Source organism: Collinsella aerofaciens (assembly GCF_902501475.1).
GTDB lineage: Bacteria > Actinomycetota > Coriobacteriia > Coriobacteriales > Coriobacteriaceae > Collinsella > Collinsella aerofaciens_AL.
In genome coordinates, this window is record NZ_CABWIF010000004.1 from 40,013 (window position 1) to 62,068 (window position 22,056).

Here is a 22,056-nt window from a genome sequence, read left to right on the forward strand (position 1 = left end):
AAAGGGTCACGTATGGTGCAAATTTCGCACGTACCTAGACGCTTTGATATAGTGTTGAGAACTCTTTACGTTGGAGGATGTAACCGGCATGTCCGATTCGAGCGACAGTTCTAAGCCGCGACCCAAGACCGCGGCCGTTCCACACTACACAGTGGGCGAGGAGATCATGAACTCCGTCACCCATGGTGTCGGCTGCCTGCTGGGTATCGCGGGCCTGGTGCTCCTGATCGTATTCGCCGCCCTGCGCGGCGGAGGCCCGGCCCATATGGCCGCGGCGATTGTCTATGGCGTCAGCATTATCCTCGAATACCTAGCCTCCACGCTCTACCACGCGATTCAGCCCGCGCGCGCCAAGCGCGTGTTTCGCATCATCGACCACAGCTGCATCTACCTGCTCATAGCCGGCAGCTATACGCCGTTTTGCCTCATCACGCTCGCAAACGACGGCGGCGCTGTGCTGTTCTTTGCCGTATGGGCCATCGCCATCATCGGCATCGCCCTCGAGTGCTTCCTACGCGAGCGCCAGCCGCATTGGGTAAGCGGCCTGGTCTACCTGCTGATGGGCTGGCTCGTTGTCTTTAAGCTGCCCGAACTTGTTGCGCTGCTCAACCCCGTGGCACTTGCCCTGCTCGCCGTCGGCGGCGTGTGCTACACCGCGGGCGTGCCGTTCTATATCGCCAAAAACGTGCGCTATCTGCACAGCGTGTTTCACCTGTGGGTGCTCGCCGGCAGCATCTTCCAGTTCATGGCGGTGATCCTCTTCGTAATCTAGCGACCACGCCTGCGCGCCCGCGTTCTCGTTTGGGCGCCGGTGCAATTGCCGTATCCGCCATCAACGTTTTAACCTGACGTCCCGAATCTTGGAGGTTCGAGAAACTCCCGATGGACATAACCATCTCCCTTATCACCACCCTCGTTTTGACCCTCATCAACGGCTACTTCTCTATGTCCGAGATGGCGCTCACCACGGCCAAGCGCGCCGTGTTGGAGCACGAGGCCGAGGAGGGCGACAAGCGCGCCGAGCGTGCCATTAAGCTGGCTGCCGACTCCGACCAGCTGCTCGCCACCATCCAGGTTGCCATTACGCTCGTGGGCTTCGCCTCGTCCGCCGTCGCCTCGACGAGTCTGTCCGACCCGCTCGCCACGTGGCTCATGAGCTTTGGCATCGCGCCGCTCTCCGCCATCGCGCGCGGCCTGGCGCCGGTCATCATCACCGTCGCGGTCGCCTTCGTGTCCATCGTGATCGGCGAGCTCGTCCCCAAGCGCATCGGCCTGGCCAATGCCGAGGGCGTGTCCAAGCAGGTCGTGGGACCGTTGTCGTTTTTCCAAAAGATCGCCCGTCCGCTCGTGTGGCTGACCGGCGCCTGCTCCGATGGCCTGGCCCGCATCCTGCGCATCAAGAGCGCCGACGACCGCCAAAACGTCTCGGAAGAAGAGATCAAGTACATGGTCTCGGAGCAGGACGACCTGCTCGACGAGGAAAAGCGCATGATCCACGAGATCTTCGACCTAGGCGACACCGTTGCCCGCGAGGTCATGGTGCCGCGCGTGGACACCACCATGTGCGAGGACGACGAGACGGTCGCCGACGTGCTGTCCACCATGCGCCAGACCGGCTTCAGCCGCATCCCCGTCTATCACGAGGACCCCGACAACGTCGCCGGCATCGCGCACATCAAGGACCTGATCCAACCCGCGCTCGACGGCAAGGGTGACCAGCCCATCGCCGGCTTTTTGCGCGACGCCACCTTTGTGCCCGACACCAAGGACATCCTGCCGCTACTGTCCGAGATGCAGACCTCGCACGACCAGATCGTGGTGGTCGTGGACGAGTACGGCGGCACGGCCGGCATTATCACCATCGAGGATATCGTCGAGGAGATCGTCGGCGAGATCGAGGACGAGTTCGACCCCGACAACAAGTATCTCACGCGCCTTTCGCGCCGCGAGTGGCTCGTTGATGGGCGTTTTTCGTGCGATGACGCGATTGAGCTTGGTTGGCCGCTCGAGGAAAGCGATGATTATGAGACCATCGCCGGCTGGATTTTGGAGCTTTGCGACTCGGTGCCCGACATCGGAGAGGTGTTTGAGGTTGCGGGGTACAAGTTTAAAGTGCAGTCGATGCGTGGCCAGCGCATCTCGCTCATTCGCGTGATCGCTCCGGCCGAAACCGATCAGAAGGATTCCGAGTCTTCGGTAGACGAGCCGACGACGTCGGGTGCGGGTTCCGCGAATCCGCATGACGGCGACGAGTAGGACAAGGAAGAGTAGGGGAGAGTTATGGCAGGCCTGTTCAACATCCTTAAGGTCACCGTCAGCGAGGACAAGATTTGCGCGCACGTGCTGGTGAACCCCGGCATGCCGCTCATGACCTCGGAGGATATCGAGGCTACGGCGCGCGTGTATTACCTGGTGCCGGCGATTGCCAAGCACCTGTGCCTGGGTGATTCCGGTCGCGAGTTCCAGGACTGCATGGGCCAGACCGAGCTTTGCCATCTGCTTGAGCATGTGACGGTCGAGCTCATGAACGAGACCGGTCTTGCCGGTAGCATCTCGTGCGGCCGCACGCGCGTAAGCGAGCATGACGAGCGCGTCTTTGAGGTTGAGCTTTCGTGCCCCGACGACGCGCTGGCCATCGGTGCGCTGTCTTCGGCCACCTTTATGATGGACTGGGCCTATCTGCACGCCGACCAGCCTGCCCCCGACGTGGAGGGCACGGTCGCGGGCCTGCGCAACCTGGTGCTGGGCATGCGCGCCGAGGCCGAGGGCAAGGATCCTCACGAGGCCGTCGCCGCTGCGAACGGCGAAGATGCTGCCGAGGACGAGGGCGCTGACGAGGGCGATGTGCCGGTCGACGCCGAGCCCGTTGCCGATGCGACCGCCGAGCCCGTTCCCACCGAGCCCCAGGGCGTCCCCAACTTTGACGACGAGCCCCAGGTGGCGATTGATACCGAGGGTGCGGTTGCCGAGAACCACGAGGCCTCCGCTGCCGTCTTTGGCGGTGCGGCGACGGCTCCGGCAGGACCTGCGCATGAGGGCGGCCTGCCGCTCGTGGACGGCGCCGGCGAGGACCCGGGTGCCACGGTGGCCATGCCGGCTATGCCTCAGGAGTAGGCCTACGCGTTTATCACCATCACGTACCTGCGCCTTTGCCGTACGCAGATGAGCGGAGCGGCAAGTGATGCGCTGCGGGTATAATGGACAGCATTCAAACGGTGGGCACCGACGTGCCCGCAGGAGAGGAATGATCATGGGTAAGACTTTCAGCTTTGTCTCCGGCGCACTTTTTGGCGCCGCTGCCGGCGCTATTGTCGGCGTTGCTCTGGCCCCGCGCTCGGGCGCCGAGACCCGCGCCATGGCTGCCGATATCGCCAACGACGCCTGGGACAATATGCGCGACACCTACGAGCACAGCGCCGAGGAGGCCCGTGCTGCGGTGAATGACTTTGGCCCGATGGTCGACGCCAAGACCGACGACCTGCGCGCCAAGGTCGACCTGGCCCGCGAGCGCATGGACCAGCTGCGCGAGCAGCTCAACGACGCCATTTCGGGCGGCAACGTGACGCCTGCCGCCGACGTCGTGGTCGAAAACGCCGTCGAGGCTGATACCGAGGCTGCGGAGCCCTCGACCGAGGCATAATGCGCGCCGGGGATTTTGTCGGCGCCAAGATCTATCGCAAGCCTACCGAGGACAAGCGCACCAAAAAGGACGGCACGCCGCGCAGCCCTAAAAAGCTCGGAAAGATTCACTTTCCGGTCTTTACCCCGGGCGGTACGCGCGTGGTCGGCTTTATGGTCCGCCAGTCCGATATCGCGGGCATGATCGAGCGTCCCGACCGATTCGTAGCGCTCGACGCCATTGGTGTCTACGAGGGCGCCATTGCGGTCGATGACGTCAAGGACACGTACGATGCCGCCGCTGCCAAGCGCCTCGACATCAACCTGGACGATTGCATCATCTGGGTCGGTATGGACGTGCGCACGGAATCGGGCGACGTCGTGGGCTATTGCTCGGACGTTGAGTTCAAGCCACGCTCGGGCATCGTGCAGGCATTCTATGTGACCGCCGGTGCTGCTTCGAGTATTTTGGTTGGTGACACGCAGGTGCCGCCGACGATGCTGCGCGGCTACGAGAACGGCGCGATGGTCGTCTCGGACGAGGTCAAGTCGCTCGGGTATTCGGGCGGTGCGGCTGCCAAGGCCGCCGAGGCCAGCGTCGTGGTGGGCGACAAGGTCAAAAAGGGCGCCAAGGTGCTCGACGACAAGGGATCGGTTGCCGTGGACAAGGGCAGTCGCGCACTGGGCAAGCAGCTCGGCAAGACGCGCGGCATGTTCAAGGCCTTTAAGGACGAATACCAAAAGGCGAGCGGAGGCTCGTCAAAAGCTACAAAATAGCGACGTACCAAATGATGGGAGGCAAGCCGGAGACCTGTTGCTCCGGCTTGCTGTGTTTATGGGGGAGGGCACATGCGCCAAAACGGATCCAACTTAAACGGGCGTTCGGGTGCGCGTCCGACGGCGCGCCGCGATCTGGGGCAGCTGCCCAGCGGTCAGCGCAAGCGTCACCGTAAGCCCGGCGCGATGTACCTCAACCATAGCCGTGGGTTTAGCGATCGCAGTGCGCGCATCGGCAACAGCCGTACGCCCCGTCGTTCGTCTCGCCTGCCCTACGCGCTCATCGCCGTGGGTTGCGCGCTCGTGCTGTTTATCGCTGCCGTCGTGGGCTACGTCAACCGCAGCGTGGACGTGGAGCTCAACGGCCAGAAGACCGCGGTGCGCGTGGGCTCTACGCTACAAAACCTCATCGACGACCAGGAGTTGACTGACACCTACGACGCAGGCGACCTGCTGGCCGTCGATGACAGCGTGCTCAAGCGCCATGGGGGCGAAAAGCTGTCGGTGAAGGTCGACGGCAAGCGCGTGAAGCAGGGCAAATGGGATAGCCGCGAACTCGAGGGCGGCGAGAAGGTGACGGTCAAGGATGGCCGTAACACTTACGAGAAGCACGAGGTTCAGGCTACGGTTATCGAGCCCAAGCTCAAGGTCGAGGGCACGGGCGCTATCGAGTATGTGCAGACATGGGGTGTCCAGGGCCGATCCGAGGTGTGGGTTGGTGAGCAGTCAGGCAAGACGCAAGACCGCGGCGAGGTTGTGCCCGCCACCGATTGCGTTGTTGCGTGCGCCAGCGTGGCGCCCAAGGGCAACAAAAAGTACGTGGCACTGACGTTTGACGAGGGTCCGAGCGGCGCCACCAAACAGATCTTGCAGGTGCTCAAGGAAAAGGGCGTCACCGCGACGTTCTTCCTTTCGGGCGATGCGGCCGAGGCCTCGCCTGCCACGGCCAAGGCGATTGTCGACGCCGGGTGCGAGATCGGATCCAACAGCTACAGCGACGATTCGCTCAAGGGTCAGGACCGTGAGGCGGTACGCGAACAGATCACGAAAGGCACCGATGCGATTAAGTCGGCGACCGGCGTGAAGACGATGCTGCTGCGTGCTCCCTACGCTGCCTTTGACGAGCAAAACTGGATTGATGCGATGGACCTGGTCTCCGCCGTGGTCTCGTGGAATATTGACTCGGGCGACTGGCTGCTCAACGGTGCCGACGAGCAGGTCTCGACGGTGCTCGATTCGGTGACGCCGGGCAATATCGTGCTGCTCACCGATAGAGACGAATGCGCCGAGCAGACGCTCGAGGCGCTGCCGCAGATTATCGACGGCCTCATTGCCGACGGCTACAAGATCGTGACGCTCAGCGACCTGGTCAAGACGGACACGTCGCTGAGCAAAAAGCTCACCTCGCTGACGAAGGTCACCATGCCCAAGGACGCCGTGTTCCCCCAGCTTGCCGAGGACGACGACACCACGGAGTAGTCATTGGGTAGTCATTTAAGAACGTCCCCAATGACTATGTCACGGATGCGTCAGTGTTTGGTATGCCTGCAATGTGCAGCGCATAAATTCGATGCCGCAGGGCGATGCTGATGCTATAGTTACTGCGGTTAATGAGGGTCAAGAGAAAGGTTACAGGTGAAATCCAAACCTCGACCATACAGTCGATGACCCCATGCAGGTGCTTTTTGCGCATGCACGGGGTGTAAGCGTCGAGCGGCGTGCCGCCCGCGCATGCGTATACATATCCAGAAGCCCACGGAGCGTGCGCCATCACGGCCGCAGCCCGAAGGAATAATGATGGGGAGCACCATTGAATTATCTGAGTGAGATGCTCAAGTTGCCGGTCTTGGACGTCGATGGCGAAAAGCTCGGCGTAGTGAACGATTTTGGCATTGCCACCGGCGAAGTTTTTCCGCACGTGACGTCGCTCGCGTTCCGCGGACCCGGCAAGACGCCGTTTATGATCAGCTGGCGCAAATGGGTCGACCGTATCGACGAGACGGGTGTACACCTTAAGACGTCGGCCACCGAAATCCGTTTTTCGTACCTGCAGCCGACCGAACTCTTGCTTGCCCGCGACGTGCTCAACAAGCAGATTGTCGACACGCAGGGCATGAAGGTCGTGCGCGTAAACGACATCAAGTTTTCCATGTCGGGCGAAAACCAGCTGCGCCTGCTGGGCGCCGAGGTCGGTGCCCGCGGTCTGCTGCGCGCGATCAGCCCCGCACTCGAGCATATCGTCGAGGGCTTTATGAAGCACCTGGGCAAGCCGCTCAGTGAGGACATTATCGCCTGGTCTTACATGGACCTGCTCGATCGCTCGACTAAGAACATCCAGCTCTCGGTGTCGCACAAGACGCTTGGCGAGCTGCACCCTGCCGACATTGCCGACATCATCGAGCAGCTCGACCCGCGCCTGCGTGCGCAGGTGTTTGCACAGCTCGATACTGCCCAGGCCGCCGAGGCCATCTCGGAGTTCGATGACGACGAGCTTATGACCGAGATGCTCGAGGGCCTGTCCGACACGGACGCATCGTCGATGCTGGCCATGATGGACCCGGACGACGCCGCCGACCTGATCGACGAGCTCGATTACGAGAAGGCCGAGAAGCTCCTGCGCCTGATGGGCGTCAAGGAGGAGAAGGCGATTCGTAACCTGCTGGGGTATGAGGACAACACCGCCGGCCGCATCATGACCTCGGAGTTTGTCTCGCTGCCCGCCACGGCGACGGTCGGCGATGCCATCGAGGCGATTCGCAAACTCGATGAGGACTTCGAGAGTGTCTATTACGTCTATACCGAGGATCCGAGCGGCATGCTGACCGGCGTGCTTTCGCTGCGCACGCTGATCGTAGCCGACCGCGACGCCACGCTGGGTCAGCTGGCCTATCGCGACCTGGTCTATGTGTCGCCCGACGAGGACCAGGAAGACGTGACGGACGAGATGACCAAGTACGACCTGGTTGCCATCCCTGTCTGCGACGAGAACCGTCATATCCTGGGTATCGTGACCTTCGACGACGCCATGGACGTTATCGCCGAGGAGCATCAGGAGGACCTGCAGATCGCCGGTGTCGGCTCGGGCGATAGCGCGTCGGACGACTCGACGAACGTGCTCAGCTGGTTCGTGCATCGCCAGTACTGGGTTGTTGTATGGGGCATCGCGTCGTGCATCATGGCGACCGTGCTGGGAACGGCGCTCGGCTCCGCGCATCTGGTGGTGTTCCCCATGTGCGCCATGCCGCTCGTGCTGCTGGCGGCCTCGCGCATGGTGTCGTTCGTCAAGAACTACTTCCTCGAGTACGACGGCCACGACGACGAGCCCAAACCGTACCTGGGATTCTTCTTCCAGAGCACGGGTATGGGCCTGATCCTTTCGCTCGTGACCTACCTGTGCGCCCAGCTGGTGCGCACCGCCGCGTTCCCCGATGCGCCCATGTTTGAGGAGCAACTCTTTACCGGGTGCTTTAATATCGCTGCCATCATTTGCCTGGTTGGCAACATGAGCGCCGTGATTTACCTGATGGTGCTGTTCTGGCGTGACGAGCATGACCTCAACACGTCGGGCACCGCCATGAACGTTATTGCCGTCATGATCTCGTGCGTAGCGTACTGCGCCGCTGCGGTGCTGCTCACCATGTCGGTCATTGGTTAGGTGGTCGCGTGCAAAATACCAAGCAAAAGTCGGGCACCAAGCAAAAGTTGACCATCGCGGCCATCTTTGGCGCTATGGGCCCCGGTCTGCTGGCGGCGCTTTCGGGCAATGACGCCGGCGGCATTGCAACGTATTCCAGTGCGGGCGCCAACTATGGCTACAAGATGCTCTGGATGCTTCCCGTCATGACTGTGCTGCTCATCGTGACGCAGGAGACCGCGGCGCGCTGCGGCTGCGTCACGGGCAAGGGCCTGGCATCACTCATCCGCGAGCGCTTTGGCGTGCGCAAGAGTGTACTTGCTATGGCGGCGCTGTTGATCGCCAACACGGCTGTGACCATTTCGGAGTTTGCGGGTATTGCGAGCGGCCTTGCCCTCTTTGGCGTGCCGGCGAGCATCTCGGTGCCGTTGGTGGCGCTGCTGGTGTGGATGCTTACCATGTCGGGTAGTTTCCAGCGCATCGAGAAGATTCTGCTGCTGGTGAGCTGCGTGTTCGTGACCTATATTGTCGCCGCGTTCATGGCTGGCCCCAACTGGGGTGAGGTCGCGGTCGACCTGGTCGTGCCTAACATTCAAAATGACCCCAGCTACGTGTCGCTCGTGGTCGCAACGATCGGTACCACCATCGCGCCGTGGATGATTTTCTTGGCGCAGAACAACGTGGTCGATAAGAACGCGGGCGAGGACGATATCGTGCTGCAGCGCATCGATACTGTGAGCGGCTCGCTTGCCGCCGATATCATTGCCGGCTTTATTATCATCACGACCGGTACGGTGTTGTTCCCGGCGGGTATTCAGATTAGCGATGCCGCCGATGCTGCCCGCGCGCTGGAGCCTATTGCGGGTCAGTGGTCCACGGTACTGTTTGCCTCGGGCCTGGTCGCGGCGAGCTTCTTGGCCGCCTGCGTGCTGCCGGGCGTTACGTCGAGCGCTATCTGCGAGGCATTTGGCTGGGAGCGCGGTGCCGACCGCAGCTGGGACGAGGCCCCGGTTTACCGCGGCATCATTACGGCCATCATCGGTATCTCTGCCGTGCTGGTGCTTATGCCCGGCGTCGATCTGTTCCAGATTATGATGACCTCGCAGGTCATCAATGGCGTGCTACTGCCCGTGGTTCTGGTGTTTCAGGTGGTTATCGCCGCCGACCGTCACATCATGGGTGCCAACCGCAATGGCCGCGTGTGGAACGTGCTCACTTGGGCGACTATCGCCGTGATTACGGTGCTGACAGTCGTCATGTTTGTGCTGCAAGCGATGGGCTACAGCGCTTAACGCCCACTTTTGCTTCCGAACAGGCCGCAGCGATGGGCTGCGGCCTGTTTTTTGTCTGCTATATGGTGTTAGTTATATAGCAATGGACAAAAAATGCCAAATATGAGTACTGTTGCTAAGTGAATAGCATTTACATCCTAAAAGATAATGAACATAGCCTTTAGTATGTTCATTAAAATTGGCTCCAATACGCCTTAACCAGTCAGGTTGGTTGCTTTAGGGGGTTGTAGGGGTCGCTCGGACGTCATTTTGGGTGGTTTTGCCTGCTACTAAAATGGTAACAGTACTCATATTTGCCCTTTTTTGCCCACAGACCTTTGAGGGTGCGGCGAAAAGGGCTTGTTTTGATTGTTTGGGGCAGGCACGAGGCGCGGAAACGATGTCTGGAGCGACGGAGCGGCCTGGAATTCATCCGTAGAGGTCTTCATTGGCTGCGCCAGGAGTGTCCCTAACTGCCGGAGGGGGTGTCTGCCGTGGCAGACACCCCCTCCGGATGTGGGAAGTTTGCGCTGCAGGTTACTTGTCGGTGCCCAGCTTGTGCGGCTTGAGAGCGAGCGCATTGACGAGTGCGTCGGTGGCAGACTTGACGGCTGCCGGCTGCGGATCGTTGACGTGATCCTCGGGGTGTACGGGCAGGTCCTTCTTGACGGCATCGTGGATCAAGTTGAGGTACTCAGTCACGCCAGTGGTCGATAGATGCGTGCCATCGCCATCGAACAGGTCGTTGCGGTTGGCACTGTATCCGTACCAGTCGATAACGCGTACGTTCTTGTAGCGCGTAGCGGCGTTGGCGATGGCCTGGTTGGTAGAGCCAACCCACGGCTGCGGGCTGCGCGTGTTCACAAACACCACAATACGCTTATCTCCTGCATCGGCCATGATGGCGTCGATTTGGTCGTCGGTTACCAAGCCGTTGGTGCCCAGCGCAAAGACCACGATCTTGCCGGCAAGGTTCTGTTGAAGATAGCCCTCAAATGTCGCACGGCCCGCATCGAACTGGCGGCCCTTTTCGGCATCGATATGGCTGTGCGGGAACACGCCGTCAAAGGAATCAACGGCGCGCAGCGACACGGAGTCACCGATCATCAACAGGTCGTAGGAGCCGTCGGGGAAGCCGTCGTTGTCCTTGTCGGTGTCGTCGGCCGCCTGCTGGTCGGTGGGTGCGGCGTTCTTGGCTTCCTTGTTCAGAACTTCGGCGCCCTCGCCGCTCAGCGCAGACGTCTCGGGCACAAAGATCAGGCCGCCCAGTGCAACGACCAACACGACAGCGCAGGCTGCGCAGGCAGGGACGTGCGCGCGCACCCAGTTGGCGGGCGTGGCGGTGCCGTCGCGGAACTCGGATACGGTGCGCCCAAAGGCGCCCTTTCTAAACGGCGTCTCGATAAAGCGATATGAGCATTCGGCCACGGCGACCACCAACAGCACCTGCAAAATGTACTGCCACCACGGTGTATCGTTGATGTTGGCGACCGGGTTCATGAGCAACAGCAGGGGATAGTGCCACAGGTAGATGCTGTACGAGCGCTTGCCAACCCACACGAGCGGCTCGGCGGACAGCGCGCGGGCAACCATTCCCTGGGGCTGCACGCAGGCCGCGATGACCATGAGCGTGAGGATCGAGCACAGCAGCGTGCCTCCGCGATACTGGAAGGCGGTGTAGCCGTTGGTGAGCGCGACCATGGCGGCAAGGCCAACCAGACCCACGACGCCCAATACATCGATGGATGCGGGCGAGGACCAAAAACGCACGAGGGCGCTCGGCTGTGCCGGTGCGGTCTCGGCTGCTTCGTCGGCCTTCTCGCCAGGCTTGTCCTCGGCGTTCTTGCCGTGCTTGGCGGCTCCAGCCAGGCGATTGAGCCCCAGACGACGAGCGAGACGCACCGGCGCCAGGTCGCGATCGGGGATAAAGGCCATCCAGGCACCCAGCAGCAGCGAGAACACACGGGTGTCGGTGCCGTAGTACACGCGGCTGGGGTCGGCGGCAGGGTTGTAAAGCACCATCATGGCGAGGGCAGATACCGCGGCAAGGCCCAGAACCACGCGGCGCGTGTTGGGTTTGCTCACATGCATGGATACCATGGCAAACAGCAGTGGCGGCCAAATCAGGTAGAACTGTTCCTCGATGGCAAGCGACCAAAAGTGCGTGAGCGGCGAGGGGTCGCCCAGAGCATTGAAGTACGAGACGTTTTGGGCAATCTGCCACCAGTTGTTGAAGAACAGCAGCGACGGCAGGATGTCGGGGCGCATCTTGGTGAGCATCACGTGGTTAAAGAGAGTGCACAGCGCGCAGGTTACCACCACGACGGTCACCACGGCGGGGACCAGGCGACGGATGCGGCGAATCCAGAAGCTCTTAAGGTCGATGCGTCCGGTCTTAGCGACTTCGTTGAGCAGCAAGCGCGTGATCAGATAGCCCGAAAGCACAAAGAAGATCGTGACGCCAAGCAGGCCGCCCTGCGCCCACGTGAGGTTAAGGTGATAGAGCACCACCGCGACGACGGCGAGCGTACGCAGGCCGTCAAGGGCAGGGATGTAGCGGGATTTGGGGCGAGCAGGCGTCTGCTCCGCGGCGGGAGTGTTGGCTCGGCCCGCGTTGTTGGCAGAAGCACGATGGGGGCTCACGGTGCGTCGCGGTTCGTTGGCACGGCGTTCGCCCTTCACGCGTTCGTGCGGCGCCGGCTCGTTGCCCGTGCGGCGTCGACCGCGCGAGCCCGATTGCGAGAGTTGTTCCATAAAACATCATCCAATGACGAGAATAATCAGCACGCCTTCATTGTAGCTGCCTGCTCCTGTGAATGCTTGCTGCTGGCGCAAGCTCAAGCGCGCGTCCACATCAAAGTGAACTAAAGTTATAGGGGGTGCGAGAGTGCACGATCGACGGCTGGCGGTGGGCATAAGGCCCGCAGATGAGGAGGTTTCCATGGCAGATCGCGGCATCGTTGCGGTGTTCGGCAGCATGAACATGGACCTTTCGGTGGCGTGCGAGCGCATACCGCGTGCGGGCGAGACCGTCGGCGGCAGCGGGTTTATCACCAACGCCGGCGGCAAGGGCGCCAATCAGGCCGTAGCTGCCGCGCGTATGGGCGCTTGCACGCACATGATCGGCGCGGTCGGTCGCGACGCGTTCGGCGCGTCGCTCGTGGCGGGGCTCCAAGACGCCGGCGTGGACTGTGACTTTGTAGTGCATCGCGATGATGTGGAGACGGGAACGGCGACCATCATTCGCTGCGAGGGAGACAACCGCATCGTGCTGTCGCCGGGCGCCAACCATGCGCTTGCGGGCGAGGACGTTGCCCGCGCGCTGAGGCGTCTGGTGGCCGATGAACTCGATAGTGATGCCAGCGAGATTGCCCCGGCTGCCGGAAGCGTCTTTATCGCCCAAGGCGAATGTGACCTTGCGGCGACGGCCGAGGTGCTTGTTTGCGCTCACGAGCTGGGGTTCTATACGGTCTTTAATCCAGCGCCTGCCTGTGAGCTGCCTGCGGAGGCCTGGCCTGCGGTCGACCTGGTCTGTCCCAACGAGACCGAGTGCCAGGTTCTGACGGGCATTCTGCCCACGGATGATGTGAGTTGCGTCGCCGCGCTCAATGCGCTGCTCGACAAGGGCGCCGGCGCCGCGGTCATCACGTTGGGCGGTGCCGGCTCGGTTACGCTCGGCGATGGCGGTGAGCTGCTGCGCATGCCGGCACTTTCGAGTACGGTAGTCGATACCACGGCCGCCGGCGATACGTTTATCGGCGCGTTGGCGGCGGCTCGCCTAGAGGGCTTGCCGCTCTTTGAGTGCATGGCCGCGGGTGCTCGCGCCTCGGCAGTGACGGTGTCGCGCCTGGGCGCTCAGCAATCGATTCCCACGCGCGCCGAAGTTGAACATTGGTTTGGTTAAACGATAAAGACGGAGAAGCGGAGTAGAACAATGGCAATCAAGAAGCTGATCCTTGATCTGGATATGGGTGTTGACGATGCGATGGCGCTGGCCTATGCCATCGCGAGCCCCGAGGTGGAGCTCGTGGGCATCACCACGTGCTTTGGTAACGTGCGCGTCGAGCAATCGGCGCACAATTGCCTGGCGGTGCTCGATCTGCTGGGTCGCCCCGAGGTTCCGGTGTACCTGGGTGCCGACCGTCCTCTGCAGGCGACTGAGCCCTATACGCCGCCGGCGTCCACCGCGCTCATTCACGGCAAGAACGGCATCGGCGGCGCGAGCGTGCCCGCGTCGCCCTACGAGCCGGTGGGGGCGACCTCGGCCGACGGCAACGCTGCGGTCGATTATCTGATCGATGCCGCGCGCACCTATGGTCCCGATCTGGTCTACGTAGCGACTGGCCCGCTCTCCAACCTAGCGCTCGCCCTGGAGCGCGATGCGGCGGCGATGATGTCCATCGGCCGCGTGGTCGTGATGGGCGGCGCCCTTACCGTGCCCGGTAACGTGAGCGCGGGCGCCGAGGCCAACATGGCGAGCGACCCCGAGGCAGCCGACGCGGTGCTGCGCTCGGGCCGTAAGCTCACCATGGTGGGTCTGGACGTGACGCATCGCGTGGTGCTCACACGCCGCGACATTGCCGGCTGGACGGGCTCGGGCACCATGGCGGGCTGCGCATTTGCGAGCATGGTCGAGCACTACATTGGCTCGTACGAGATGAACGCACCCTACCTGGGTGGTTGTGCGCTGCACGATCCGCTGGCCGTTGCCGTGGCGATTGACCCCACGCTCGTAGGTGCGCTCGGCTGCAACCTGCGTGTTGATCTGCTGGGCGAGTACCGCGGTCGCACCATCTGCGATGAGCGCCGTGTGACCGACCCCGACAAGAGCGCACTCGTGGCGCTGACTGTGGATGCCCCGCGCTTCCTTTCCGAGTTCAAGGCACGCATGGCCCGCGTCTTGGGCTAAGTTGTCTTTTTGGGACGGGGCTTTTTGACTGGTATGATTGGTGCGACCAATCGAACCAGCTAAAAGAGCCCCGTCCCAATTTGATTATCGAGAGGATCTGCCATGGAGCGCATTGCGAGCTTTTCCGTTGACCATCTGTTGCTTGAGCCCGGCGTGTATGTGAGCCGCATCGACCGCGATCCGGCGACCGGGGCCGCCGTCACCACCTTTGACCTGCGCCTGACCACGCCCAACAAGGAGCCGGTCATGAACACGGCCGAGTGCCACACCATCGAGCACCTGGGCGCGACGTTCCTTCGCAATCATGCCGAGTGGTCGGGCCGCATTGTCTACTTTGGCCCCATGGGCTGCCGCACGGGCTTTTACCTGGTTGTGTTTGGCGAGGTGACGAGCGAGGAGATCCTGCCGCTCGTGCGTGAGCTGTTCGAGTTTGTCGCCGGCTTTGAGGGCGATGTCCCCGGTGCCGCTCCCGAGGAATGCGGTAACTACCTGGACCAGAACCTCCCCATGGCTAACTGGCTTGCGCGCCGCTACCTCGACCGCGACCTGGCCGATATCGACGAGAAGCACCTGCACTATCAGCAGGCGTAAGGGCTTTATCGCCCAAAACGCGCGCATTGGGCGCCTTCGCTTATGCGGGGGTGCCTTTTTGCTGAGTGGTCGGGACGAGTGTTTAAAATCGCTTATGTTTGTTCTAGAATGTTCATACTGTCACATAAACGAACAGGAGCGAACATGCATATCTACTCTGTCAACGATCCCGAGTTCAAGTCCTATGGCAACGTTTGGGATAACGTTCCGTCCGAGCTTACGTCGCCCGTGCTCGAGGCGCTCTCCGCCACGCCCATTCCCGAGGGCAGCAAGTACGTTGCAAGTGCGCCGGAGCTCGAGGACGTCAAGGATGCCGACAAGCTTGGCTTTCTCATGTTTGGTGGCCGTCCCTTCCAGCTCGGCTGGTGCAACGGCCACAACACGCAGCTCAACTGCCTGGAGTATCACCGCGCGAGCGAATTCAACCTGGGTGCACGCGATTTTATCCTGCTCGTGGCGCATCGCTGGGAGATCGAGGACGGCAAGCTCGACACCGCGTGCGTCAAGGCGTTCCGTGTACCGGCCGGTACGCTTGTTGAGGTTTTCAACACCACGCTTCACTACACGCCGTGCATGGTCGACGATGGGGGCTTCCAGGTGATGGTGGCGCTGCCCGCCGGCACCAACGGCCCGCGCCCCGAGGTCGCGGCCGACATGCCTGCGGCCGGCGACAGCTACTGCTACTGGAAGGCCGACAAGTGGGTCCTCTGCCATGCCGACAGCCCCAAGGCAGCCGAAGGCGGCTACGTAGGCCTCATCGGTAAAAACCTCGACATCACCGTGGACTAGCGCATCGCCCCAAACCACCACAAAGGTGCCTGTCCCCTTTGCGGTGGTTTGGGGCGGGCGGATATCGGGAAGTGCCAGACGGGGGAGGCTGCCGGGCGCCTTGCCGTCTGCGGATTTTGGGACATGCGGCCCGCTTTTTCGACCCATCTGTCGGTACACTAAAAGCACTATGGGTACCCGCGAGCGACATATCGGCAACGCGGCCGCCCGATCCGCACCCGTGGCGGATCCCAGGGGCGGCAGGCTCTTCGCCATGCCGCGATTCCTTGTTGGCATAACACATCAGGTGTACCGCCACCGCGTCTTTGCTATCGCCGGTGTCATCACCGCGATGTTCCTCATGCTTTTGGCAGTCTTGCCGGCGCTGTTCGCCTTCGACCCCAAACTTTCTAACGCCGTGCCCGCCTATAGCGAGGTGTCCGAAGAGGTCGTGGATGCGCTCGTCCATTCGAGCTCTCTGCCGTTGCTTGTTGCCGCAATTGCATTTTCAATCTGGGGCGTATCGGTCTATCTGCGCTGTTTGGACTATGTGTTGCGCCGCCGTCTTGTTGCCATCGCCACCATCTGCGCCCTGTGGATGATCGAAGTCATTCTCAAGTACAAGTCGTTCACGCCGTTCTATGCCACCGTGCTGTGGTACCTGTACTACGTGCCCATGACGCTCATTCCGCTGCTCTACCAGTTGTGTGGTCTGCGCCTTGCGGGCCTGGAGCAACACCGCCTGGGTCGCCGCTACTGCGCTGCGCTGTGGATTATGGCTATCCTGCTTATCGGATTTGTGCTCACCAACGATTTTCACCAGCAGGTCTTCCACTTTGACCGTACAAGCGACACCTGGAGCAACGATTACACGTACGGCTGGGGTTATTTCGCCGTCCTCGTGTGGACGGCCTTTAACTTTGTGGCCTTTTTTATCCTGGTGGGCCGGTCCTCGTCCTTTCGCATCCAACGTTTCTCGGGCACGGCGGCGCTCGTGCTGCTGGGCGGCGCGTTCTTCGCCATTTCATATGCGTTGCGCGTGCCCTGGGCATGGAGGCTCAACTTCTCGCTCGTCTATTGCGTCTTGTGCGTGGTGGCGATGGAAATCTGTCTCGATTGCGGTGTCGTTCCGTCATATCACGACATCGCCGGCATTTTCGACACCTTGCCGCTTGACCTCAAAGTTCTAACGCGCGACCTGCAGGAAGTCTATGCCACGCCAGTGTCAAAGCCAATGCCGGTAGGCGTGCGCGAGGAGTTGCGGACCCAGGCGCACAGCCGCGCCCATGCCTTTGCCGTGGCGTCCGATCCCGATGTGATGTACCGTGCCTTTCCACTGCTGGGCGGATCGGCCCTGCTTGCCCAAGACGTGTCGGATCTCAACGAGCTTAACCGTGAACTGGCACATCGTCGCATGGAGCTGCAGCGTCAAAACGAGCTGCTCGCCGCCGACTACGACCTTAAGACGCACCTGGCAGACCAAGAGGCCGAGACCTTGCTGGTCCAAGACGTGGACCAGGCGCTTGCCCGCGCGCTCGAAGGGATGTACGACCTGCTGAGCTCGCTGCCGCCGTTGACCGATGAAGCGTCTTCGCACGGGCGTTACCGCATGCTGCAGCGCGCCAAGATGCTTGTCGCCTATTGCAAGCGCAAGGGATCGCTCACGTTGGCGCAGCACGGGGAGAGCGGTTTTGATCGCGACCGCATTCAGCTCATTGCTAACGAGCTCGCAAGCGACCTGCGCACCATCGATATCGATTGCGCCTCGATTATCGCCATACGGCGCCCGATGCACGCCAGTACGGTAAGCGCCCTGTACGACTGCGTGTATGACTTTGCGTTTTTTGCCTACACCACCGACCATCCGGCGCTTATGTATCACTTGGGCGACCATGACCGATGCAGTGTCGAGCTGCGCGCCACGCTTTTTTCCAACGATGATGAAGATCTTTCGCAGACGCCTGCTGCGCAAGAGCTCGAAAGCGCTCTGCAAGGGCGCAACGTGGCATACCGCCTTGAGGGCGAGCTCGGCCAGCTGCGCATGATCGTCTTGATGCCGAGGGCGGGTGAGTGACGATGCAGATTTCGCTCATTCTTTCCCAAATCGTTGCGCTCGATGTTGTCTTTGCCCTGGCTGCGTGTCTGCAGACGATCCACGTCCCGCTCATCGCATCGCGCCGCTCGTCCTATAACCGTAAGGTGATTTGTGCCTACGAGGCGAGCCTTGTGCTTCACCTAGTTATTTCGGCGCTCATCTTGTTCGCGTCGTCTGGCTCATATCTGGTGGCGCCGCTTGACGTTTGCGCCAGGGCAATGGGCGGAGCGTTGTGGCTCAATGCCGTGATCTTTGCCTACGGCGTGGTGCTTATGGTGCGCTATCGTCGCCCCGTCATGCTGGCCGAACTGTTGCTCGTTGCCGCCGTGACACCGCCGGTGGTTTTTGCCATGGGCTCGGCGTGGACCGTTGTCCTTATCGCAGAGGGAGCGTTCTTCCTGTTCCGTTCCATCGCGACGCTCTTGATGGATGTCCGCAACCGCCAGGAGGATATCACCATGTTCTCGACGATCGAGACCATCAACGTGATTCCCGTGGGCATCCTGTATCTGGACCCGAGGGGCCGTCCGCTGCTCATGAACCGCTGCATGCGCAAAAACCTGGTGGAGCTTCATATGCCCACCGACCTAGGCGATATGAGCGGTACATGGAACGACCTGCGCAAACTCAGCATGCAAATGCCCGAAAGCAGCAGGAACCGTGTGCGGATTAATCTGGACCGCTTTGGTGAGGCGCGCGTTGTGGTCGAGGTTTCTCCCGCCGAGATTCGCTTGTTCGTGCACGATGACGTTATGGTTTCGGGCCGCCTCTTCGAGCGCATTATCGGTCTGGATGTAACAGAGTATGCGCATGCCCATGATCGCCTAGCGCAAGCCAACCACCTGCTTGAGCTTGCGGGCCAAGAGCTCCAAGCTCAGATCGAAGAAGTCAAAAAAGTTGCTGACAATGCGGCCTATCTGCGTATGCGCGCTCGCGTGCACGACGTGATCGGGCAGCGCCTGTCCATTCTCCATCGTTATCTGGAGGAAGGGCGCCTGGATGACGAGTCACTCGAGCAGATCGACCCGCTGCTGCGCTCAATCGCTGCCGATCTGCGCAGCGGGGGCGACACCGAACCGGCAGAGCAACTGGGAGATATCGTCCATGCCTTTGGCCTGGTGAGTGTGCAGATCGATGTTGAGGGTGCACTGCCTGAGGACGCGCGTGTCGCCGCCGCATTTTTGCAGATTATCCGCGAGGCCTCGACCAATGCCACCAAGCATGCACAGGCGCATCGGGTCCACGTGCGTCTGTGGCAGGAGACGTCGGAAGACGGTGCTGTTGCGCGGATGACCGTTTCTAACGACGGCGCGCCTGCACCCGTATCGTATCGCGAGGGAACGGGTATCCCAGGTATGAGGCATGTCGCACAGAATCTGGGCGGCAGCCTGGAAGTCCACACCGCCCCGGCCTTCACGCTTACGGTGTCCATCCCGCTCGCCTCCAACGCCACGGTCCAAAGGAGAAGTTCATGATCCGCGTCCTTATAGTCGAAGACCAGGCCATCCTGCGCGAGAGCCTGGCGCGCTCCGTTGGCGACCAGCCCGATATGACCGTTGTTTCCGCCATTGCCGATGCTTCCGAGGCCTTGGGTGTCGCGCTCAAGGAGCGCCCGGACATGATACTGATGGACGTATGCACCGAGCATGATTCCAACGGCATCGTGGCGGCGGCGCGCATCAAAGAACAACTGCCCGAGTGCCGCGTCATTATCATGACGGGTATGCCCGAAATCACCTTTGTGGACCAGGCGCGCGAGGCGGGCGTCGACAGCTTTGTGTACAAGAACGTCGGTATCGACGAGCTATTCGCCGTGATGCGCTCCACGCTGGCGGGTTACTGCACGTTTCCCAAGCCGCCCGAGAGCATCTTCTCGGGCACGGCGGCCCTCGACGATGTCGAGCTGTCGATTTTGCGCCTTGCCTGCGAGGGCAAGAGCCGTCGCGAGATCGCGGCCGAGCTGTTTATGAGCGAGGGCACCATCAAACGCCGCATCTCGGAGATTCTCAATAAGACCGGCTACGACAACATCATGCGCCTGGCCGTGCGCGCAGTAACGGAGGGCAGCATCGTTCCCAACATGGAGCGCTAGCGCTCGTTACGCATCGGCATAAAGCGGCGGGGCCGCAGGATCAACTCCTGCGGCCCCGCCTGGTGTGAGCGGATGTGTCCGCCAATCCGCGGCTGTCGGTGTCTGCCGTTACGCGATGGTTGCGCTGTAGGAGGCGACGTCCTCATAGGAATCGGTCAGGTAGGCGTCGATGCCGATGGTCGTATTGACGAGGTCGTCAAGGCTGTCAAGCTCGCCGCTCGAGAACGTGAATTCCTCGGTGGCGTTGGTGCCGGGCATCAGGTGAGCCGAGAACCAGGGTTCCTTCATGGTGCCGTTGACGTTGGTCTTGCCGGAAGGAGCGTAGAAGGTCAGGTCCTTGTCGCTCTTGTTGGTGATGTTGACGACAAAGCCGATGTCGCCCCAGTCGTCCTTGAACTTCTCGGTGATGGTGATGGTGCACAGATCGTCATCGGCGACGGTGACGGCGGGGGAGATTTCGACACTCTGGACATCGTCGTCTTCGACGGCCTCATCGATCTCCTCTTCCTTCTCGGCCGCCTCGCGATCCTTCTTCACCGTACCGGACAGGTCCTTGTCGGACTTGGTAAAGACAAGCTTGTCGCCTTCCACCTCAAGGACGAGCTTGTCGCCCTTGAGCTTCAGGTCGTGCGACTCATCTTCGGCGGTAATCGTTACGGTGGTGGCGTCCTTGGCCTCCCATTTCAGGTCGGCGACCTCAAGGAACATGTCGAGGACGCCCGTGCCGTCTTCGTCGAGGATCAGGATACAGTTGAGGCCCCACTCCTTGAGCATATCCATGTACTCATCGGTGAGCTCTTCGCCGTCCAAGGTTCCACCCGAGTACTGCCAGCTGCCGACGAAGTTGGCCTTGGGGTCTTTGCCGCCGCCGCTGCAGCCCGTCAGGGCAAAGGCAAGCGCCAAGATACATGTCAGGAATGCGAGCGCGGACTTTTTGAACGTTGTCTTCATGGTGTCCTCCTTTATCGAGCGAAACCTATAGAAACAAATGCGGGGTGGCGGATCCCCCGCCAATTACCAGATAGAGGGGCTAGGGCCGGGGCGTTCCGCAGTTGCTGCAGAACTTGCCGCCGTTTTCGCTGCCGCAGTTGGGGCAGAACCACTTGGCCGGTGCCGGGGCGGGTGCGGGACTACCGCACTCGGAGCAGAACTTGCCGGTGTTGGTGGCGCCGCAGCTGCAGGTCCATGCGCCGGCCGCAGGTGCGGCGGGAGCCGGTGTGGGAGTGGGTGCCGGAGCCGGCTGCGGGGCGGCCTGCTGCTGTGCCTGGCCGGCGGCGAACAGCTGGCTGGCGTTCATGCCGCCCATGCCACCCGCCATGCCCATGCCCATAAAGCCTGCCATCGCGCCGTTGGGGTTGGCGGCTGCCGCGCGCATTGCGTCGCTCTGGGCGCTGGCAATGTTGGCGGCTGCCATGGTGGGATCGCGCATGACCGCGGCTTTCTGCAGGTCCTTGATCATCTGCTCGTCCTCTTGCGAGGCGGCGATGGAGTTGACGCCAAAGCTCACGATCTCGACGCCGCGCAGGTCACGCCAGTCGGCAGAGAGGACCTCGTTGAGCGCGCGGGCGAGCTCGGTGGTGTGGCCGGGGATGGCGCTGTAGCGGATGCCCATCTCCGAGATCTTGGCAAAGGCGGGCTGCAGGGCGGTGAGCAGCTCGGACTTAAGCTGGCTGTCGATCTTGTCGCGCGTGTAACTATCGGTCACGTTGCCGCATACGTTGGTGTAGAACAGCAGTGGGTTGGTGATGCGGTACGAATACTCGCCGTTGCAGCGCACGGAGATGTCGACGTCCAGGCCAATGTTGTTATCGACCACGCGGAAGGGCACGGGCGAGGCGGTGCCGTACTTGTTGCCGATGATCTCCTTGGTGTTGATGAAGTAGACACGCTGGTCCTTGCCCGCGTCGCCGCCAAAGGTAAAGCGGCTGCCGATATTGGCGAAGGTCTCCTTGATGGAATCGCCCAGGTTGCCGCTAAAGACGCTCGGCTCGCTGCCGGTATCGAAGACGAACTCACCGGGCTCCAGCGCGACTTCGATGATCTTGCCGTTTTGCACCACGAGCATGCCCTGGCCGTCGTTGACGGCGATGACCGAGCCGTTGGAGATGACGTTGTCCTCGCCGCGCGTGTTGGAGCTGCGGCCACCGGTGCGTTTGCTGCCCTTGCAGGCCAAGACATCAGCGGGCATCGATTCGCAGTAGATAAATTCCTTCCACTGGTCGGCCATGACGCCGCCGGCAGCTCCCAATCCAGCTTTCAAGAGTCCCATGGTGATCTTCCTTTCTCGTCAAAGGCCGGGTG

The 22,056-nt window shown here is 61.5% G+C and carries 18 protein-coding genes; 15 read left to right on the top strand and 3 right to left on the bottom strand.

The features are described 5' to 3' along the window. Positions 1-88: 88 nt before the first annotated feature. From trhA to GDJ93_RS01375, 8 genes are all read left to right on the top strand, one after another. Positions 89-772: a PAQR family membrane homeostasis protein TrhA gene (gene trhA, locus GDJ93_RS01340; protein ID WP_172676303.1), complete on the top strand. Its 684-nt coding sequence runs from the start codon at positions 89-91 to the stop codon at positions 770-772. Positions 773-882: 110 nt separating this feature from the next. Next, positions 883-2,256 carry a hemolysin family protein gene (locus GDJ93_RS01345; protein WP_152067470.1) on the top strand — a complete coding sequence of 458 codons (1,374 nt, stop codon included), beginning with the start codon at positions 883-885 and terminating at the stop codon, positions 2,254-2,256. 24 nt (positions 2,257-2,280) lie between these two features. After that, positions 2,281-3,114: a cyanophycin synthetase family protein gene (locus GDJ93_RS10075; RefSeq protein WP_226812407.1), complete on the top strand. Its 834-nt coding sequence runs from the start codon at positions 2,281-2,283 to the stop codon at positions 3,112-3,114. A gap of 136 nt (positions 3,115-3,250) precedes the next feature. Then, positions 3,251-3,640, top strand: a complete 390-nt coding sequence (locus GDJ93_RS01355; protein ID WP_035136593.1) for a YtxH domain-containing protein — start codon at positions 3,251-3,253, stop codon at positions 3,638-3,640. Then, a complete protein-coding gene (locus GDJ93_RS01360; RefSeq protein ID WP_152067471.1) occupies positions 3,640-4,395 on the top strand; it encodes a PRC-barrel domain-containing protein in 756 nt (251 codons plus the stop codon). The genes GDJ93_RS01355 and GDJ93_RS01360 overlap by 1 nt, the downstream gene beginning before the upstream one ends. Positions 4,396-4,467: 72 nt before the next feature. Beyond that, complete coding sequence (locus GDJ93_RS01365; RefSeq protein ID WP_226812408.1) at positions 4,468-5,874, top strand: polysaccharide deacetylase family protein; 1,407 nt, start codon at positions 4,468-4,470, stop codon at positions 5,872-5,874. Positions 5,875-6,205: 331 nt separating this feature from the next. Next, positions 6,206-8,050, top strand: a complete 1,845-nt coding sequence (locus GDJ93_RS01370) for a magnesium transporter (protein WP_152067472.1) — start codon at positions 6,206-6,208, stop codon at positions 8,048-8,050. Between the two features lie 74 nt (positions 8,051-8,124). Beyond that, a complete protein-coding gene (locus tag GDJ93_RS01375; protein ID WP_152067488.1) occupies positions 8,125-9,321 on the top strand; it encodes an Nramp family divalent metal transporter in 1,197 nt (398 codons plus the stop codon). 516 nt (positions 9,322-9,837) lie between these two features. Here the strand turns inward: GDJ93_RS01375 and GDJ93_RS01380 are convergent. Then, on the bottom strand, positions 9,838-12,054 hold the full coding sequence (locus GDJ93_RS01380) for an acyltransferase family protein (protein ID WP_152067473.1): 2,217 nt from the start codon (positions 12,052-12,054) through the stop codon (positions 9,838-9,840). A gap of 187 nt (positions 12,055-12,241) precedes the next feature. Here GDJ93_RS01380 and GDJ93_RS01385 point away from each other — a divergent pair, with 187 nt between their 5' ends. From GDJ93_RS01385 to GDJ93_RS01415, 7 genes are all read left to right on the top strand, one after another. Further along, positions 12,242-13,204 carry a ribokinase gene (locus tag GDJ93_RS01385; RefSeq protein WP_152067474.1) on the top strand — a complete coding sequence of 321 codons (963 nt, stop codon included), beginning with the start codon at positions 12,242-12,244 and terminating at the stop codon, positions 13,202-13,204. Positions 13,205-13,234: 30 nt separating this feature from the next. Continuing rightward, positions 13,235-14,209, top strand: a complete 975-nt coding sequence (locus GDJ93_RS01390) for a nucleoside hydrolase (protein WP_152067475.1) — start codon at positions 13,235-13,237, stop codon at positions 14,207-14,209. 102 nt (positions 14,210-14,311) lie between these two features. Then, on the top strand, positions 14,312-14,800 hold the full coding sequence (locus GDJ93_RS01395; protein WP_055310646.1) for an S-ribosylhomocysteine lyase: 489 nt from the start codon (positions 14,312-14,314) through the stop codon (positions 14,798-14,800). 144 nt (positions 14,801-14,944) lie between these two features. Next, positions 14,945-15,589 (top strand): DUF4867 family protein, encoded by a 645-nt coding sequence (locus tag GDJ93_RS01400; protein WP_152067476.1) that lies wholly within the window; start codon positions 14,945-14,947, stop codon positions 15,587-15,589. Between the two features lie 253 nt (positions 15,590-15,842). Then, the gene (locus GDJ93_RS01405) at positions 15,843-17,642 is read left to right on the top strand and encodes a histidine kinase N-terminal 7TM domain-containing protein (protein ID WP_193221407.1); all 1,800 of its coding nucleotides are present in this window, start codon (positions 15,843-15,845) and stop codon (positions 17,640-17,642) included. 2 nt (positions 17,643-17,644) lie between these two features. Then, positions 17,645-19,138: a sensor histidine kinase gene (locus tag GDJ93_RS01410; RefSeq protein WP_370739700.1), complete on the top strand. Its 1,494-nt coding sequence runs from the start codon at positions 17,645-17,647 to the stop codon at positions 19,136-19,138. Continuing rightward, positions 19,135-19,755: a response regulator transcription factor gene (locus GDJ93_RS01415; protein WP_006236292.1), complete on the top strand. Its 621-nt coding sequence runs from the start codon at positions 19,135-19,137 to the stop codon at positions 19,753-19,755. Before GDJ93_RS01410 ends, GDJ93_RS01415 begins: the two co-directional genes overlap by 4 nt. Positions 19,756-19,863: 108 nt before the next feature. Here the strand turns inward: GDJ93_RS01415 and GDJ93_RS01420 are convergent, their stop codons facing one another. Together GDJ93_RS01420 and GDJ93_RS01425 are read right to left on the bottom strand one after the other, a co-directional pair. Next, complete coding sequence (locus GDJ93_RS01420) at positions 19,864-20,706, bottom strand: hypothetical protein (RefSeq protein ID WP_152067479.1); 843 nt, start codon at positions 20,704-20,706, stop codon at positions 19,864-19,866. Between the two features lie 79 nt (positions 20,707-20,785). Further along, positions 20,786-22,024 carry an SPFH domain-containing protein gene (locus GDJ93_RS01425; protein WP_152067480.1) on the bottom strand — a complete coding sequence of 413 codons (1,239 nt, stop codon included), beginning with the start codon at positions 22,022-22,024 and terminating at the stop codon, positions 20,786-20,788. Positions 22,025-22,056 lie beyond the last annotated feature (32 nt).